Raw genomic sequence first — 16524 nt, 5'->3', positions numbered from 1 at the left:
GCGATCGCTTGTAAATCACGAGAAGCAGGGAGTGAGATAATGTACCAATTCATTCCTAAGCCTCTTTTGCTTGCTTCAACTGTGTTAAAAGCTGATTTACAAAAGTTTCACCATCAATTCCTTCTCTCTTTTCAAGTGAGGCTATCCCTTCATCAATCTTGGTGCGAGTTTCTTCGAGCCATACTTGCTGAGAAAGAGTCTCTTCTGCTAAAAGGTGTAATGCAGTTTGAATTACTTCATCAACATTCTTAAATTGACCTGTTGCTAGCAAAACTCGAATTATTTGTTCTTGCTCTGGACTAAACGTAATACTCATAACGATTCCATTCATAGAATTTTTCTATCATAGAGCGTTGATAAGTAATATCCCTGATATCTGAAGTTAGGTTGAACTATTGAAATAATCTTGCTGAAAAACGGGAAGACTATGATTACTCCCGAATGGGGAAATTTCTATGAAAGTCCCGAACAGCAAAATGCTCAAAAAATCTCTGCTTAACTATTTAATTTTGCCTTTTTCTCTAGTGCCCTGGCTGTGCATAGGAACGCTTTTTGATTCCCAAGCTAATGCTTTACCAGGGCAAAGTACAGAGGAAGTGGGCACCTGGATTAAAGCACATCCTACACTCCGTCCCAGGAGTGGGGAGCAATTATTTGTGCAAAAAACTGATACTGCTGCCCAACGATTCACTTTTCAAGCGTCGGTATTGCCTCCCGGTAGGGTCGAATTTTCCAAAGACCGAGCCACAATTCGCAGTGAGCGTATTGCTATGTATGATGCCATTAACGGCATGACATTTGAGCGCCTTCAAGAATCCTTGCGGGTGATTTATGGCTTGGAGATTTATCAAGACTACGATCGCGCCCAAGTCGTGTATCAATATCCCAGCCAAAAGGTAGTTAATTCGGCACGTCTAGCCAAAACTCCGATTCGGGAAGCTTTGAAGGGAGAATTACGAGTAGGCGATCGCTATGTATATTGGGTAGAAATTGCTCAACCCAAGACTGGCAAAGCTTTTACTGGACAAATGACAGTTTTGCTCAAAACTGATCTAGACAAATTAGAAAAGGAACTGCAAATTCGTTAATGGGCATCGGGCATTGGGAAAGAGGAGGCAGGATAGCGTAGCGGTAGCGAGTCCGCGAGCGTCGGCAGAAGTTTTTGAATTTTGAATTTTGAATTTTGAATTGATTTCTCCCTCATCCCTTCTCGTTGAAAGATTACTGAATCGCATTCTACAACTTCCCCAACTCCATTTGAGCTAGAGTTTGCCATGTGCCCGAAAAGATACTTTCAGATGCTAAGGAAATTCGTAGTAAATCTTCCTTCAGCATTGGCGGCCAATCAACTCCGGCTTTACGCCCTGCGCCAAATAGCTGTTGCGCCTTAATGCTTAACTGATAAAGGGCCAAAGCCAATTCTCGGTCTAGGCTCTTTGCATCTTTGAGGGCTTCAAACACCACTTTCAACGCCAACAAAATCGAGGTGATCTGACCGGGTACCGGCGGTTTACCCTGTTTCATACGCGTTAACAGCGCATCTGGGTTTTCCTCGGTTGCGATTGTCTGATCTATGAGGAGTTTCCTAGCTGTTTCGTAATTCATGTAGCCAGTTTAGCTTACATTTGGCTTCAGCAGGAATACTTAATTAAAAAGTCAGAAAATTGTTTTCTGGTTATTTATAGCAATCTCTTGTAATTTATGAAAAGATAGGCGTGGGGAAAATGATGGAGGATTGGCGATGTTCTAGGTTAACCAGATAGACTGAATTTAAAAATTCAAAATTCAAAATTCAAAATTCAAAATTAAAGACATTTCAGACAGGGATTTAGCCAGAAACGCGGTCTTGGGCTTTGCCCAAGTGGAGCGATTTCTCAAGACAAACCTCGACTGAAATGGTTGCTATATGTAGATTGTAGGTTCTTAAACCCTTTAATTTACGATAAAATTTTTGAAAAATACACCTTACTAGGAATCAAAAGTAAAATGTTCTCACCGAATTTACTAGAAATTGAGCGCTCTATCCTTGCCTTGTCTGTAGAAGAACAACTTTGGCTGTTAGAAAGTATTGTTCGACAAATCCGAGAAAATGAGTATGTAAAAGATAAATTAGTTGATGTCAACAATCCAGAAGAACAACTGGAAGTCAGGGTTAGTGAGCCAAATATTCAAATAGGAACTGCTTCTATAACTGATGAGTTTGCCATTTCTGAAATACTCTGATGTCTAGTCATAAAAATTATGAGATTGTCCGATTTAAAAAAGTAAAATATACAAGTTATCAGTGGGCGATCGCTTAAATTTTCTCACTGCGATCGCCCATTCACTGCAAAACGATCTTACACCCCACTCAGATCCCAAAGGCTCAGTGCATATTGATAAACACCAACATGATTATTAGGAACTGCTAAATCAAAAAAATATCCTAATTAACTCTTGTGGGGTGGGCATCTTGCCCGCCATATTATAGACGCTTAGGTTAAGGGCTACTGGCAACAATTTTGGGTTTTATAGACGCGATAAATCGCCGTCTCTACAAGTGTTTTGGGCTGATCTGAACTGTATTGTATTATAGACTGGGCAGGCAAGATACCTCTGACGCAAAATTTAGCCCAATAATCGCTGCCAAGTTAGTTCTTTTGTAGTTTTATCCCAATGCCAGCGTAATAAATTAGCGGCTTGACTCTTGCCAATTCCTGGTAAAGCAATCGCTTTTCTAGGTGCATCTGTAGCTAGTAAAATAGCAGTTTCCACATTACAAATCTTCCACTTCACCAAATTCTGCACTCCCACTAATAAGGGTAAAGTCGTCCCCGATAACGTGCCATCGGCGAGTCGTGCCGTACCGTTTTTAACTTCAATTTGCCGACTGTCCCAAGGATACACGCCATCGGGTAGCCCCAGAGGTGAAAGGGCATCGCTGACAAGGAACAACCCTTTTTCGTAATCACTGGCACGGAGTAATATTTGCAGCATCGTGGGCGAAACGTGTTCACCATCAGCAATAAAACCACACATGACATGAGGATGAGTAATTGCTGCCCCTAATAATCCTGGTTCACGGTGATGTAATGGTGGCATAGCATTGAAGGCATGAGTTACCATCCTTGCGCCGAGTTCAAAGGCAAGTTGCCCTTGGGCAGATGTTGCCTGAGAATGTCCTAAACTAACGGTAATCCCCAAAGAACGCAAATATGGAATTACTTCGCCAGTGGGATCTAACTCTGGCGCTAAAGTTATGACTTTCACGATATCGGCATAATCCCCCAAAACCCGCTTTACGTCCTCAATTGTGAGGGGTAACAAGTACTCTGCCGGGTGTGCGCCACGCTTTTGGTAATTCAAAAATGGGCCTTCCAGATGTACTCCGAGAATCTTGGCACCTGTTTGTTGTCTGGGGATAATATCAGCAATGACTGCAAGCGATCGCTGAATCTTTTCTACTGAAGTTGTCACAAGTGTCGGTAAAAATCCATCTACCCCGACATCCCACAAAAATTGCCTTATTTTCTGGAGTACATGAGCATTTTCGACCGTCAAATCAGGAAATGCCAAACCCAATGCACCGTTAATTTGCAAATCAACACCACCCAATGAAATCCAGTCACCTGCAACATCTATAACGGATGCACAAATGTCCTTCCCTACTGTACTCATTGGCAAGATTTGCTCAATTATGCCCTCTTGATTAACCAAGAGCATCTGCAAATCTTTGTAACCAGGCACTCTAGCATTGATAATATCTACAGGATTTTGTGTTGCTTGGATCATCATACTGGTGAGAAGAGAGCTAAATCTCATCCGATTTTAGATGAAACAATCAGCGATTAATCCAAAATCCAAAATCCAAAATCCAAAATTCTATGACTCCCTTAGTTGGTATTATCATGGGCAGCGATTCAGATTTGCCCACTATGAAAGATGCGATCGCAGTTTGTGAAGAATTTGGCGTTGAAAGTGAAGTAGCGATCGTTTCCGCTCACCGTACTCCAGAACGGATGGTAGAATATGCTCAACTTGCCCACCAACGCGGCATTAAGGTAATTATTGCTGGTGCCGGTGGTGCTGCCCATCTACCGGGAATGGTAGCATCTTTAACTCCACTTCCGGTCATTGGTGTTCCTGTACCCACTCGTAATTTACAAGGTATAGATTCTTTGTATTCTATTTTACAGATGCCTGCTGGTATTCCTGTAGCGACAGTAGCGATCGGTAATGCCAAAAATGCCGGTCTTTTAGCAGTACAAATCCTCGCAACCCATCAACCAGAATTGTTAGAAAAAGTGCAACAATATCGTCAAACCCTATGTGAATCGGTAATTGCAAAGCAAGCAAAATTAGAACAATTAGGCTATGAACAATATTTACAGCAGATGTTTTAATAAAAATTAACACCAGAGCAGCAGGGGAGCAGGGAAAGAATTCCTAACTCTTGACTTGATGACCAATGGCAAATGACAAATGACAAATGACCAATGACAAATGATAAATGACTAACCAAACTATTCGCATTGTTGCCCATATTATTGCTTTGCCTAACAAAGTAGAAGAACTAAAAGTTGTACTGTTGGAACTCATTGAGCCAACTCATCAAGAAGCAGGTGTGATTGAGTATAAACTTTTGCAAAACCAAGACGATCCAACAGACTTTACTTTTGTAGAGGAGTGGGTTTCATCAGAAGCCCTGAATACTCATCTAGATTCACCCCATTTCCAAGCGGCAGCAGCTAAACTCGAAGGCTTAGTGACTGCTGCACCAGATGTCCGTCGCTACCATCTTGTGGCATAGTGTCATGCTGCTAACTTGAATCAGACTCTTAATAGAGTACCGTGGATTTAAGTCCCCCGGTTCTCTTCACCGGTAAGTTTTGGGTCGGGGTCTAAATCCCCGTCACAAAACTTACTTACGACTTGCGACTTGCGACTTGCGACTTGTTTTAATTGTTAGGGAGTATGTGGCATATCTCAGCCTTAAATTCTAAGATTGAAGCGATCGCTCCAGAATCAAGGCAGCATTGTGAAGTATCTTGATCCTGAGGCCTTAGTCAAAAATTGAGAGCTGCAACATCCATGTGCCAACTGCTCGGAATGAATTGCAATGTTCCAACGGATATTTGCTTTTCTTTTGAAGGGTTTTCTGCACGGGGAGGAAAAACGGATGACCATCGCGATGGTTGGGGCATTGCTTTCTTTGAAGGAAAGGGATGTCGCATGTTTTTAGATGCCCAACCTTCTGTTGCTTCTCCGGTAGCGGAGTTTGTACGGAGTTATCCGATCCACTCAACCCATGTCATAGCCCATATCCGCAAAGCTACTCAGGGTGAAATCGCCCTACACAACTGCCATCCTTTCCGCAGAGAATTGTGGGGTCAGTATTGGGTGTTTGCCCACAATGGTAATTTACCAAATTTTGATCCAGAAAATTTGGGCTTTTATCAAGCCGTAGGTAACACCGATAGTGAAAAAGCATTCTGTATGATGCTAGAAACATTGCGATCGCGCTTTCCTGAGGGTAAGCCTGACATAAAGAAACTATACTCTGTGCTGCAAGAAATTACTGCTGTAATTGCAAAAATGGGTATGTTTAATTACTTATTATCAGATGGAGAACACTTTTTTGCTTATTGCTCAACCAATCTCAGCTACATTGTTCGCCAAGCGCCCTTTGCCGCTGCCCATTTAATTGACCAAGACATGACCGTAGATTTTCGAGAGGTGACTACTGAACGCGATCGCGTTGCTGTCATTGCTACCACACCCCTCACTGACAACGAAGTTTGGACAAAAATTCAACCGGGAGAATTACTAGTTTTTCAGGACGGTTTGCCCATGAAATATGCATTCACTTAATAATAAGTAGTTGTTCAATTTTGCCCATCTAGATAATTTATAGATGGGTTTTATTTTTCATTGTGTTCATATTAAGTAATTTTGAGTGGCGTAGCAAGCTTAAAATAGTGCATTAAACGTAGGTTGGGTGGAGCGGAGCGCAACCCAACAGATATCAGGATGTTGGGTTACGCAAAGCCTCCACCCAACCTACAACAATTTTTTTGCAACATTTTAGCCTTGACACGCCACTACAGTACCTAATTTTGTTCAAAAATCAAATAGTAATCCCATTTAATTTGCTTTTTACTGAGAGGCTCAGATCCCCGACTTCTTGAAGAAGTCGGGGATCTTTTTCTTATAGATGTACATTACTTTTGTAACTTACCAATTTATATAATTTTTGCCCAACTTAGTTGTTATAAGCTTATATAAAATACCGATTTTATTGGTATAAAATTTATGTCTTTACACTGAAGTATATCCATATTAATATAGTCTAGAAAATGCTGTAACTCATGTTAAACAAGAGTTTCAGATATTTCTGTTTACTGCAAACATCATTACAGAAAATGTATTGATAACAACATAAAATAAAATTCTCTGATGAATGCTAGCCAATTACTGCTCCTCATTACAATTTTCTTTCTCACAAGTATCATAAGTGTCATTACAGGAAGTACCTCTTTAATTACCGTCCCTATAATGTTGCAATTGAGTATTGAACCGCGTATTGCTCTTGCCACTAATATGCTGGCATTAACCTTTATGAGTGTTGGTGGCACATTGCCTTTTATTGGTAAAAAAGCAATTGACCGCAGTCGCTTGCCAATCATGATTGCCCTAACGCTTTTAGGCTCAATTATCGGTGCATTACTTGTTTTAGTTGTACCTTCAAAATCAATGCCTCTAATTATCTCGATTTTGATGATCGTAGTTGCCGTATTTTCAATCACCAATCGCAAAGCTGGAATAGTTTCAAGAATAGGGAAACCATCACCAATAGAAGAAATTGGTGGATATGTGGCAACTTTTGTGCTTGGTGTTTATGGTGGTTTCTTTAGTGGTGGCTATGTCACTATGCTCACAGCAGCTTATGTCAGCCTATTTCGGATGACATTTGTACAGGCGATCGCAAACACAAAATTTATCAATATTTTTTCTTCGCTGATTGCCACCATTATTTTCTTTACCCAGGGAATAGTTGATTACAAACTAGGTATTATTTTGAGTATTACTATGTTCATTGGTGGAATCGTCGGATCGCGGGTTGCCCTCAAACTTAGCAACCTCTGGTTACGGCGTATATTTCTCACCACAGTAATTGCTCTTGCACTCAAGACGTTATTTGATTTTGCTGCATATTCACCAAAAATCTAAATACTTAACAGGCTGTTCATAAAAATTGGACTTATGAACAGCTGTTGAATAAAAATCTAGATCAGAAAGACTATATTAGCGTTGCCCACTTTGTATTTTGTCGAAGATTGCGCCGTCGTCAAAAAACTTCTTCTGAATCGTATCCCAGCCTCCTAAGCTCTGAACGTTATAAAGCTTAGAAATCTTAGGAAATTTATTCTGTACTTCTTTTGTTACAGAAGAATTAACAGGTCGAAAACCAACTTTGGCAAATTCACGTTGAGCTTCCGAAGTAAAAAGAAATTTGACAAAAGCTTCCGAAACCTCTCTGGTGTGGTGCTTATCAACATTTTTATCCACAACTGCTACTGGCCCATCTATAGAAATGTTCACCTGGGGAACCACATAAGAAGGTGAACTTTTTGCTTGTTGTGCTGCTAAGATAATCTCGTTTTCGTAGTTAAGCAGAACATCCCCTTGACCTTTCTTGTAAAATACATCGCTGGATTCCCGCGAATCTTTAGGTAACACAGGGACATTCCGAAAGACTTGGGTAACATAGTTAAGCGCTTGGGCTTCACTTCCACCATTTTTGACGATCGCGCCCCATAAAGCCAGGAAGTTCCACCGCGCACCTCCTGAAGTCTTGGGGTTGGCTGTAATCACCTTCACCCCTGGTTTGCTTAAATCACTCCAGTTCTTGATGTTTTTCGGATTACCTTCACGAGTTTCAAGAGCAACTACTGAGTGGGTAACAATTGAGTTATTTGGAGCTTCCTTTTCCCAACCTGGTTGAATCAGTCCGGCTTTTTCAATTTTTTTGGTATCCAAAGCTAGTGCCAAAGCGACAATATCCGCATCTAATCCGTCAATGACTGCACGGGTTTGAGAGCCAGAACCACCATAGCTTTCTCGAATTACTACATCTTGACCTTTTTCGCGTTTCCATTTCGCTACAAATTGCGGAATGATTCTCTCGTAAGCAGCTTTGGTGACTGCATAAGAAACCAGAGTTATTTCAACTTTTTTACCGCCTTGACTAATCAATTGAGACTTTTGATTAACAGAAGTATTCTCAGAATTAGTACCCGCAGCATAAACAGGAATAAAGACGCTGAAACTTAAACCAGTTGCTAACAATAGCGCTGAAGTTTGAGTTGAGACAGGTTTTTTCTGGGAAAATAGTTGCTTGACTATGCCTAAAATTTGTAACTTTTTGAATTGTAGATGTGTCATGGAAGCTGGATGTTGTGTATTTGCTTGATCAAACAACGGTAATTCGGTCGAATTACCGTTGTTTGTCTTGAGAAAGAGATTATCAGATTAATTCTGACAATTCAACTATTTTTTATACTAAAAATTTTGATTTTTTTATAGGAAAACTCTTAGCAAAATTATGTAGGATAAATACCGTACGTATTCAGTAAAAACCGAAGTATTTGGTAGAGATATGTTGGCGCAGCAGGACGTTAGGAACGTGGATTAAATAAAATGCAAAACTTCATCTAGCTTCCCTCTCCTTTATAAAGAGAGGGATTGAGGGTGAGGTAGTTAGGGACATAAATTGTATGTTATTTAATTCTTATTCCTTAGCAAGTTGCTTGATATACCAGAGAGCTGATTGCGATGCCTAGTGGTCTGTCCCATTAATTTTGTTGGGCTGCTAGATCCCCGACAACTTCTGCGAAGTCAGGGATCTCAATACCACTAACCTCTCAAAACTTTTGGGACAGACTACTAGTACAACACGGCGTAAATAAACCACCCATTCAAAATCAATGGAACCCTTACGCTGTATTAATTTTGAATTTTGAATTTTGAATTCCGCCTTGCAGTACTAGTTTGGGCTGCCCCTACGCAATTTTATCGTTGAAATTGAAAGCATTTTTAATTGTTCACAAAACTGGTAGGATCTCCATGTTCTTGGTAAAGAATATGGGGTTTTTTGGTGTTTACAACTAGATACATGGAATCATCCAGTATCATAAACAGTATATAGCTGTATTCCCATCAATTATCTGTAGATTACGTGGAGGAAATGGAATGAGTTTATGGCAACGCTCAGTGAAAAAATTACAAGCAATGGCTGAACATACAACGTATCGCTTCAGACTAAATTCGCTCAAAGGCTTTGTATCACTCTTTTTAGTAGGTACTGCATTGAGTGTAGCCCTTGCTGCCTGCTCTGGTGGAGGAACTGGGAATACTTCTTCCTCTGAAACCCCTAATGCTAGTGCTACTCCTGTAGCTGCAAGCAAAGCTAATGTCGAATTAACTCTAGTTTCCTTTGCTGTCACCAAAGCAGCTCACGAAGCAATTATTCCTAAGTTTATAGAACAATGGAAAAAAGATCATAATCAAACTGTCGTCTTCAAACAAAGTTATGGCGGTTCTGGTACCCAAACTCGCGCTGTTATCGACGGTTTAGAAGCAGATGTTGTTCACTTGGCTCTAGCTGGAGATACCTCAAAGATTGAGAAAGCTGGATTGATTCAACCAGGATGGGAGAAAGAAGTTCCCAACAATGGTATTGTCTCCAAATCAGTTGCAGCATTAGTTACTCGTACAGGTAACCCTAAAGGCATCAAGAACTGGCCAGATTTAGCCAAAGATGGTGTCAAGTTGATTACTGCTAACCCCAAAACATCAGGCGTTGCTAAGTGGAATTTCTTAGCCCTATGGGATTCGGTGATTAAAACAGGTGGCGATGAGGCTAAAGCTACTGATTTTGTGACGAAAGTTTACAAAAATGTGCCAATCTTGCCTAAAGATGCACGGGAAGCTACTGATACATTCACCAAGCAAGGGCAGGGAGATGTCTTAATTAACTACGAAAACGAAGTTATTTTGGCACAGCAAAAGGGCGAAAAGGTTGAGTATGTCGTTCCTGATGTGAATATATCCATCGACAATCCGATCGCCGTAGTAGATAAAAACGTCGATAAGCATGGAACCCGCGAAGTTGCAGAAGGTTTTGTGAAATATCTCTATACCCCAGAAGCACAGCAAGAGTTTGTCAAATTGGGATTCCGTCCTGTTGATGAGACTTTAGCCCAAACTAAAGAAGTCACAGACAAATTTCCCAAGGTGAAAACTTTGGGTACAGTTGCAGACTTGGGTGGTTGGAGTGAAATCGATAAGAAGTTCTTCGCAGATGGGGGTGTGTTTGATAAGATTCAAGCCGCAAATAAACGGTAATTAGTCATTAGTCAATCAATTTTGGATTTTAGATTTGCGATTTTGGATTGACTGCGCCCACTCTTGGGACACAGCTTGAGGATTTTAAATTGACGATTTTAGATTTATTCCAGACACTTGGGGTCTTGCTCGTACCGAAAATAATCCAAAATCCAAAATCCAAAATCTAAAATTGGCACGGTCAATAGTCAGTGGTCAGTAAAAAAACAACCGACTATTGGCAAAAAACTTCTTTGTGAATTTTAAATTTTGAATTTTTGACTATGACGACTGTATCTCCTTCTGTGGAAGTTGAACGCAAAACACCGTTTTTGAAGAGATTGGAGCGGGTTTCTTGGACTTGGGTAGTCACCATTGTATACCTGACAGTTATGTTGCTGATCCCCATAGCTGCTATGTTCCTGAAAGCAAGTACGGAAACTCCGGCGAGATTTTGGGCGATCGCAACTAGTGATATTGCATTAGCAACATACAACGTAACTTTTGTCACAGCAATATTTGCTGCCTTACTCAATGGCGTATTTGGAACTCTAATTGCTTGGGTTCTAGTCCGCTACGACTTTCCCTTCAAGCGTTTGATTGACGCCACAGTAGATTTACCCTTTGCATTACCAACTTCGGTAGCTGGGTTAACCTTGGCAACAGTTTACAGCGATAATGGTTGGATTGGTTCGCTACTAGCACCACTGGGAATTAAGGTATCTTTTACTCGCACGGGAGTAGCAGTAGCAATGATCTTTATCTCACTACCTTTTATTGTGAGAACTGTGCAACCCGTACTTCAGGAAATGGAACATGAAATTGAAGAAGCTTCCTGGTGTCTAGGTGCTTCTCAATGGCAGACATTCTGGAAAGTGATTTTGCCACCTTTATTTCCCACAATTTTGACTGGTGTTGCCTTGGGTTTCTCCCGTGCAGTTGGAGAGTATGGTTCGACTGTAATTATCTCTTCCAATACGCCCTTCCAAGATTTGATCGCACCTGTACTGATTTTCCAACGATTAGAGCAGTATGACTATCCTGGTGCAACAGTAATTGGCATAGTTCTATTATCAATTTCGTTGGTACTGTTATTGGCAATTAATTTCTTACAAGCATGGGCAAGGCGATATGACAGTAGATAAGCCAAGTTTTCATTCATCTGCATCTGTCTCAGATACAGCCAAGCCCAAAGAACAGAAGAGTTGGGTGCCAATAGTTTTGATTGGAATAGCGATCGCCTATTTAGCCCTAGTTCAATATATCCCGGCAATTAACGTTTTTGTCCAAGCCTTCAGCAAGGGTGTTGGGCCATTTCTGTCCAACCTAACGCGGCCAGCTTTTCTCCATGCAGCTTGGTTAACCCTATTGCTGGCTGTGATTTCTCTACCCTTAAATACAGTATTTGGTTTATGTGCAGCTTGGGCGATCGCTCGTCATAAATTTCCTGGACGCGCCATAGTTTTGAGCATTATTGACCTACCCTTCTCGATTTCGCCCGTAGTTGCAGGATTGATGATTGTGCTACTTTATGGACGCAATGGATGGTTTGGCCCTTGGCTCCAAGCCCATGATATCAAGATTGTCTTTGCCTTTCCAGGTATGGTATTGGCTACAGCCTTCGTGAGTATGCCCTTTGTGGCGCGGGAAGTAATTCCTGTTTTAGAAGAGTTTGGTAAGGATCAAGAAGAAGCTGCTAGAACTCTAGGTGCGAAAGATTGGCAGATATTTTTGCGCGTCACCCTACCTAGCATCCGTTGGGGCTTACTCTACGGTTTAATTTTGACCAATGCTAGAGCAATGGGTGAATTCGGAGCAGTTTCAGTAGTATCTGGCAACATTGCTGACCAAACCCAGAGCCTACCACTGTTTGTAGAAGACGCTTACAAACAATACGAAACTGAAGCTGCTTTCTCTGCGGCTGTACTATTAGCATTGCTAGCAGTCGTAACCTTAGTGCTGAAGGAAATTCTGGAACGGAAAACCCGCATTAAAGACGTTGAATAGAAAAATCCAGAGATTATAGTTATCCTTTGAATAGGATACAAGCAAATCATGGGAAATGGTACAATCTACCTAGTACCTATAAGGAAATTACCATTAGGATTAAGGGTAGTTCTGTACCAATCCCAATCAGGGATTGAAATAATTCAGATATGACTACTGATAATACACTTACCAATAAACGGATTCGACTCAGAATCCCGAAAGATTATCACCAGGAACCTGTCATTTCTCGCCTGGTGTCTGACTATGGACTGACTGTGAATATCACGGCAGCAATTTTGGGAGCCAATGCTGTCGGTGATGGCTGGTTTGACCTGGAACTACAAGGAACAGATGCACAAATTCAGAGCGGGTTAACCTATCTCCGCGATTTGGAATTGGAAGTCTGGGATGATGCTAAAGCAAGTGATTGGTAAGGGTTATAGCAACACATATTAGGGGCGTACAGATAGCTGCACGCCCTCACCCCTCACCGAACAAGGCAAAAGTAAAAAATGAAAGGGAGTGGGGAGTAGGGAAACTAAGCAGGCTTTTCATCGGGCGGGGTTTCAACCAATATGCGATACAAGGATTTTTTCTCTGACGAGACGCTAGCGCGAACGCGCCACTTGCGGGCGTTCGCGCAGTGGGATGAAGTACGGCTTTAAACCTAAATCGAGGGCTAATTTCTTCCCCTACTCCCGTTTTTAGTTCTTCAACTATCTTTATACCAACTTAAATCACTTTGGATTTTGAGAGCGGATAGGTCTCAATACGGTTCAGTTAAGGATAATCGTAGGTTGGGTGGAACAAAGTGAAACCCAACAAACCCACGAAAATGTTGGGTTTCGTTCCTCCACGCATCTGAGGGGTTTTTGGCGGTAACTGAACCGTATTGGGATAGGTCTAATTAGTGCAATACAAGCTTTGGTCAATCAACACACAAAACTTCTCACTGTGCTTGAGTTTCAAGCTCTGACATAGCAATTAGACAGCTAGGGCACCCATACCCGAAAATTTGAATGTGCGAGATGCAGCAACGATTCCGGCTGCTTTTGTGACGGCATTTTATGCTTTACACGATCTAGCTAAAATCAATCGAGGTCAACGCATTCTGATTCATGCAGCAGCCGGTGGTGTCGGTCAAGCTGCTATCCAAATTGCCCAGCTAGCTGGTGCAGAGATATTTGCCACCGCAAGTCCAGGAAAATGGGAGGTTTTGCGAGGTTTGGGGGTGCAACATATTTTTAATTCCCGCACTCTCGATTTTAGTGAAGAAATTCTCGCTCAAACCCAAGGAGAAGGGGTAGATATTATCCTTAACTCTCTAACTGGGGACTTTATACCCCGTAGTTTGGCTGTTCTCAAACCCCAAGGAAAATTTGTCGAACTCGGTAAAATCGGGATTTGGCAAGCGGAACAGGTGCAGCAAATCAAACCGAATATAGATTATTTGGTAGTGGATTTGGTGGATTTGTGCCGACAGCAACCCGAATTAGTGCAAGCTATTTTACAAAATTTGGTGCAGGAATTTTCTAGGGATGAACTCCAACCTTTACCGTACCAAGTATTCCCCATGACAACTGTTATCGATGCGTTTCGATATATGCAGCAGGGTAAACATACTGGGAAGGTGGTAATAGAAGGCAAAAGGGAACTGAAGAAAATTAACAGCCAAGGCACTTATTTAATTACTGGTGGTTTGGGTGGTTTGGGTTTGTTGGTGGCTGAGTGGCTGGTGAAAAAAGGCGCTCGTCATTTGGTATTGTTGGGACGCAATGCTCCTAAAGCCGATGTACAATTACGAATTCAGAAGATGGAAGCAATCGGTGTGAATATTACTGTTGCTGAAGTTGATGTTTCCCAACGCCAAGCTTTAGCAGATGTATTGACAAAAATCGCAGAATCTGGTACTAAGCTAGCTGGAATTATCCATGCTGCGGGTGTGTTGGCTGATGCTGCATTGATGCAAATGAGTTGGCAAAAGTTTGAGCAAGTCATAGCAACCAAGGTTTTAGGTGCTTGGAATCTGCATACTTTGACCCGACATCAGCCAATGGATTTCTTTGTGTTGTTTTCCTCAGCAACTGCCTTATTTGGTTCCCCAGGACAAGGGAATCATGTTGCTGCTAATACCTTTCTTGATATTTTAGCACGCGATCGCACTTTGCAAGGGTTGCCAGGAATGAGTATTAATTGGGGGATTTGGTCAGAAATTGGTGCTGCGGCTGAAGCCACTAGCCAAATGCGGCAACGGGGAATTAATGCTATTACTCCTAGTCAGGGTATCGAAGTTTTTGAGTATCTTTTATCTCAACCTATTGCTCAAGTGGGGGTTATACCGATTGATTGGCAAGTATTTAGCAGGGAAATATCTTCTCGGTTCGTGGAAAGGTTTGGAGATGAAAAAAATATCTTTAATACTTCCCAAGTAAATATATCTAATCAGAAACAAACTTTACCATCAAGAATATTAGAGCAGTTATCGTTAGCTGGAGAAAAAAGCTATGAATTACTTGATACTTATTTGCGGGGAGAAATAGCGAGAATTTTGGGATTTAAACTCAATGATATTAATCCCAAAGCCGGATTTTTTGACTTAGGAATGGATTCATTAACAGCAATTGAATTCAAGAATCGCTTACAAATCGACTTAGAATGTTTGCTCCCAGCAACTGTTGCTTTTGATTATCCCACGGTGGAATCATTAGTGAAATATTTAGCAGAGGAAGTATTGCAATTAACTTCTCTAAAATCTGTTGTGACAACTCCCAATTTTCAAGATTCTACAGCATCACTAAATGAATTATCAGCCGAAGAAATAGCAGATTTACTAGCACAGGAATTGATGGAAATACAACAAGAAAAATAAACGCGATCGCCTGATTTACTTTTACACATAAGTTTAAGCTTCAGAGAATAGCGATGTAGAGAAATGTATGCTTAAATGATAAATAAATCTAGTAAAATCCTTCATGCGGCGAGATTCAATATTTTATAAACTGTTTTAACAATCTCCTAGTTTACTATTTAAACTATTGACAAATCCTCCGGAAAATGCAGGTGAATACAAATTTGATTCAGTAGCAGTCAAAGAACCAAAATTTGAAATTGATGGGGTATTCCTCCCACCAGAAAGTGCAAATCCCGGTGTCGTGTATTTCTGCGAGGTACAGTTTCAGAAAGATGAAAGACTTTATGAAAGGGTATTTGCGGAATCTTGGTTATATTTCTATCGTAACCGAGACAGATTTAGTGATTTGCAGGTAGTGATAATTTATCCCTCTCGTAATATTGAACAAAGTGATATTCGTCCCTATCGAAACCAACTCAATGGAGATCAAGTATATCGAATATATTTGGATGAGTTGGGGAATATTCGTTCCTTACCCTTATGGGTAGCATTGATGTTACTGACTACGGTAAAGGAGGAACAAATTGCAGACGAAGCAAGATATTTGCTCTTCAGGAATCAAGAGGAATCTGTACCACCGTCAAATCTCGCTATCATTGAGTTAGTGACGACTATAATGGTGTACAAGTTTGAACATTTAAGTCGTATGGAGGTAGAAGAAATGTTAGGGATTACACTCAGAGAAACACGGGTTTACAGAGAAATTAAGGAAGAGGGACGAGAAGAAGGAGAAAAATCGCTCATCCTCCGTCAGCTAACTCGACGAGTTGGGGAATTATCCCAAGAAGCGCGTCAACGCATTGAAATTCTACCTTTAGAACAATTGGAAAATCTCGGTGAAGCGTTGTTAGATTTTACCAGCATGGATGATTTACAAGCTTGGTTGGCAGCACTTGAGGAGTAAAATGAGAGTGAGGAGTGCGATCGTGCGATATGCCTCCGGCAGGCTAAAAGCGATCGCTCATAACAATTTTCCATGCGTCGAGATTCAATATTTTATAATATGCGATCGCATTCCTCATTACAAATAATCAAAGCTACAGCGTTTTTCAAGTAAATGCAGCACACAGGTAGTATTCTGTCAATAAATAATTGATGGATAAATTCTCTGTAGAAACGGCGATTTATCGCGTCTTTCTAACTCTACATATTTATTAAAAAAAACTAGAACCGCAAAGTTTGCTAGAGAAGTAGTTTCTCAAGAGTTGCCAAATAAGCTTCAGGATTTCGACGGAATCGTAGTTGTTCAATGCGATTAA

The 16524-nt window shown here is 41.0% G+C and carries 16 protein-coding genes and 1 pseudogene; 13 read left to right on the top strand and 4 right to left on the bottom strand.

The window, feature by feature from the left end; all coding sequences use genetic code 11:
* Positions 1-55: 55 nt before the first annotated feature.
* Positions 56-331, bottom strand: a complete 276-nt coding sequence (locus V7K76_RS22440; RefSeq protein WP_335030016.1) for a ribbon-helix-helix domain-containing protein — start codon at positions 329-331, stop codon at positions 56-58.
* Positions 332-476: 145 nt separating this feature from the next.
* Here V7K76_RS22440 and V7K76_RS22435 point away from each other — a divergent pair, with 145 nt between their 5' ends.
* Positions 477-1088, top strand: a complete 612-nt coding sequence (locus V7K76_RS22435; protein WP_334775765.1) for a hypothetical protein — start codon at positions 477-479, stop codon at positions 1086-1088.
* Between the two features lie 148 nt (positions 1089-1236).
* Here the strand turns inward: V7K76_RS22435 and V7K76_RS22430 are convergent, their stop codons facing one another.
* Positions 1237-1605 carry a Dethiobiotin synthetase gene (locus V7K76_RS22430; RefSeq protein ID WP_334775747.1) on the bottom strand — a complete coding sequence of 123 codons (369 nt, stop codon included), beginning with the start codon at positions 1603-1605 and terminating at the stop codon, positions 1237-1239.
* A gap of 381 nt (positions 1606-1986) precedes the next feature.
* On the opposite strand from V7K76_RS22430, the gene V7K76_RS22425 reads away from it, so the two are divergent.
* Positions 1987-2223 (top strand): hypothetical protein, encoded by a 237-nt coding sequence (locus tag V7K76_RS22425; protein WP_334775748.1) that lies wholly within the window; start codon positions 1987-1989, stop codon positions 2221-2223.
* A 384-nt stretch (positions 2224-2607) separates the two neighbouring features.
* On the opposite strand, the gene nagA is transcribed toward V7K76_RS22425, so the two are convergent.
* Positions 2608-3771 carry an N-acetylglucosamine-6-phosphate deacetylase gene (gene nagA / locus V7K76_RS22420; protein WP_334775767.1) on the bottom strand — a complete coding sequence of 388 codons (1164 nt, stop codon included), beginning with the start codon at positions 3769-3771 and terminating at the stop codon, positions 2608-2610.
* Positions 3772-3863: 92 nt separating this feature from the next.
* On the opposite strand from nagA, the gene purE reads away from it, so the two are divergent.
* The 4 genes from purE to V7K76_RS22400 all read left to right on the top strand — a co-directional run bounded on the left by purE (position 3864) and on the right by V7K76_RS22400 (position 7209).
* Positions 3864-4382: a 5-(carboxyamino)imidazole ribonucleotide mutase gene (purE, locus tag V7K76_RS22415; protein WP_334775750.1), complete on the top strand. Its 519-nt coding sequence runs from the start codon at positions 3864-3866 to the stop codon at positions 4380-4382.
* Between the two features lie 107 nt (positions 4383-4489).
* The gene (locus tag V7K76_RS22410; protein WP_334775751.1) at positions 4490-4789 is read left to right on the top strand and encodes a putative quinol monooxygenase; all 300 of its coding nucleotides are present in this window, start codon (positions 4490-4492) and stop codon (positions 4787-4789) included.
* Between the two features lie 281 nt (positions 4790-5070).
* Positions 5071-5850, top strand: coding sequence for a class II glutamine amidotransferase (locus tag V7K76_RS22405; protein ID WP_334775752.1), 780 nt, complete (start codon positions 5071-5073; stop codon positions 5848-5850).
* A 585-nt stretch (positions 5851-6435) separates the two neighbouring features.
* Positions 6436-7209, top strand: a complete 774-nt coding sequence (locus V7K76_RS22400) for a sulfite exporter TauE/SafE family protein (protein ID WP_334775753.1) — start codon at positions 6436-6438, stop codon at positions 7207-7209.
* A gap of 75 nt (positions 7210-7284) precedes the next feature.
* On the opposite strand, the gene V7K76_RS22395 is transcribed toward V7K76_RS22400, so the two are convergent.
* Complete coding sequence (locus tag V7K76_RS22395) at positions 7285-8424, bottom strand: sulfate ABC transporter substrate-binding protein (RefSeq protein WP_334775754.1); 1140 nt, start codon at positions 8422-8424, stop codon at positions 7285-7287.
* 807 nt (positions 8425-9231) lie between these two features.
* On the opposite strand from V7K76_RS22395, the gene V7K76_RS22390 reads away from it, so the two are divergent.
* The 7 genes and pseudogenes from V7K76_RS22390 to V7K76_RS22360 all read left to right on the top strand — a co-directional run bounded on the left by V7K76_RS22390 (position 9232) and on the right by V7K76_RS22360 (position 16296).
* A complete protein-coding gene (locus tag V7K76_RS22390) occupies positions 9232-10386 on the top strand; it encodes a sulfate ABC transporter substrate-binding protein (protein ID WP_334775755.1) in 1155 nt (384 codons plus the stop codon).
* Between the two features lie 263 nt (positions 10387-10649).
* Positions 10650-11510: a sulfate ABC transporter permease subunit CysT gene (cysT, locus tag V7K76_RS22385; RefSeq protein WP_334775756.1), complete on the top strand. Its 861-nt coding sequence runs from the start codon at positions 10650-10652 to the stop codon at positions 11508-11510.
* Entirely contained in the window at positions 11497-12372 is an 876-nt protein-coding gene (gene cysW / locus V7K76_RS22380) for a sulfate ABC transporter permease subunit CysW (RefSeq protein WP_334775757.1), read from the top strand. The genes cysT and cysW overlap by 14 nt, the downstream gene beginning before the upstream one ends.
* Before the next feature lie 149 nt (positions 12373-12521).
* A complete protein-coding gene (locus tag V7K76_RS22375) occupies positions 12522-12788 on the top strand; it encodes an NIL domain-containing protein (RefSeq protein ID WP_334775758.1) in 267 nt (88 codons plus the stop codon).
* Positions 12789-13375: 587 nt separating this feature from the next.
* On the top strand, positions 13376-15223 hold the full coding sequence (locus V7K76_RS22370; protein WP_335030015.1) for a type I polyketide synthase: 1848 nt from the start codon (positions 13376-13378) through the stop codon (positions 15221-15223).
* A gap of 103 nt (positions 15224-15326) precedes the next feature.
* Positions 15327-16169: pseudogene (locus V7K76_RS22365) on the top strand (Rpn family recombination-promoting nuclease/putative transposase).
* A 1-nt stretch (position 16170) separates the two neighbouring features.
* Positions 16171-16296 carry a hypothetical protein gene (locus tag V7K76_RS22360; protein WP_334775760.1) on the top strand — a complete coding sequence of 42 codons (126 nt, stop codon included), beginning with the start codon at positions 16171-16173 and terminating at the stop codon, positions 16294-16296.
* The last annotated feature ends 228 nt before the right edge of the window (positions 16297-16524 follow it).

The sequence above is a fragment of the Nostoc sp. genome (assembly GCF_036917975.1).
Classification (GTDB): Bacteria; Cyanobacteriota; Cyanobacteriia; order Cyanobacteriales; family Nostocaceae; genus Nostoc.
This window is presented reverse-complemented; position numbering and strand designations above follow the sequence as displayed.

What these genes read in the sequence shown, in the direction of transcription:
- V7K76_RS22440 (WP_335030016.1), bottom strand. Translation starts at nt 331, where the DNA reads ATGAATGGAATCGTTATGAGTATTACGTTTAGTCCAGAGCAAGAACAA.
- V7K76_RS22435 (WP_334775765.1), top strand. Translation starts at nt 477, where the DNA reads ATGCTCAAAAAATCTCTGCTTAACTATTTAATTTTGCCTTTTTCTCTA.
- V7K76_RS22430 (WP_334775747.1), bottom strand. Translation starts at nt 1,605, where the DNA reads ATGAATTACGAAACAGCTAGGAAACTCCTCATAGATCAGACAATCGCA.
- V7K76_RS22425 (WP_334775748.1), top strand. Translation starts at nt 1,987, where the DNA reads ATGTTCTCACCGAATTTACTAGAAATTGAGCGCTCTATCCTTGCCTTG.
- nagA (WP_334775767.1), bottom strand. Translation starts at nt 3,771, where the DNA reads ATGATCCAAGCAACACAAAATCCTGTAGATATTATCAATGCTAGAGTG.
- purE (WP_334775750.1), top strand. Translation starts at nt 3,864, where the DNA reads ATGACTCCCTTAGTTGGTATTATCATGGGCAGCGATTCAGATTTGCCC.
- V7K76_RS22410 (WP_334775751.1), top strand. Translation starts at nt 4,490, where the DNA reads ATGACTAACCAAACTATTCGCATTGTTGCCCATATTATTGCTTTGCCT.
- V7K76_RS22405 (WP_334775752.1), top strand. Translation starts at nt 5,071, where the DNA reads ATGTGCCAACTGCTCGGAATGAATTGCAATGTTCCAACGGATATTTGC.
- V7K76_RS22400 (WP_334775753.1), top strand. Translation starts at nt 6,436, where the DNA reads ATGAATGCTAGCCAATTACTGCTCCTCATTACAATTTTCTTTCTCACA.
- V7K76_RS22395 (WP_334775754.1), bottom strand. Translation starts at nt 8,424, where the DNA reads ATGACACATCTACAATTCAAAAAGTTACAAATTTTAGGCATAGTCAAG.
- V7K76_RS22390 (WP_334775755.1), top strand. Translation starts at nt 9,232, where the DNA reads ATGAGTTTATGGCAACGCTCAGTGAAAAAATTACAAGCAATGGCTGAA.
- cysT (WP_334775756.1), top strand. Translation starts at nt 10,650, where the DNA reads ATGACGACTGTATCTCCTTCTGTGGAAGTTGAACGCAAAACACCGTTT.
- cysW (WP_334775757.1), top strand. Translation starts at nt 11,497, where the DNA reads ATGACAGTAGATAAGCCAAGTTTTCATTCATCTGCATCTGTCTCAGAT.
- V7K76_RS22375 (WP_334775758.1), top strand. Translation starts at nt 12,522, where the DNA reads ATGACTACTGATAATACACTTACCAATAAACGGATTCGACTCAGAATC.
- V7K76_RS22360 (WP_334775760.1), top strand. Translation starts at nt 16,171, where the DNA reads ATGAGAGTGAGGAGTGCGATCGTGCGATATGCCTCCGGCAGGCTAAAA.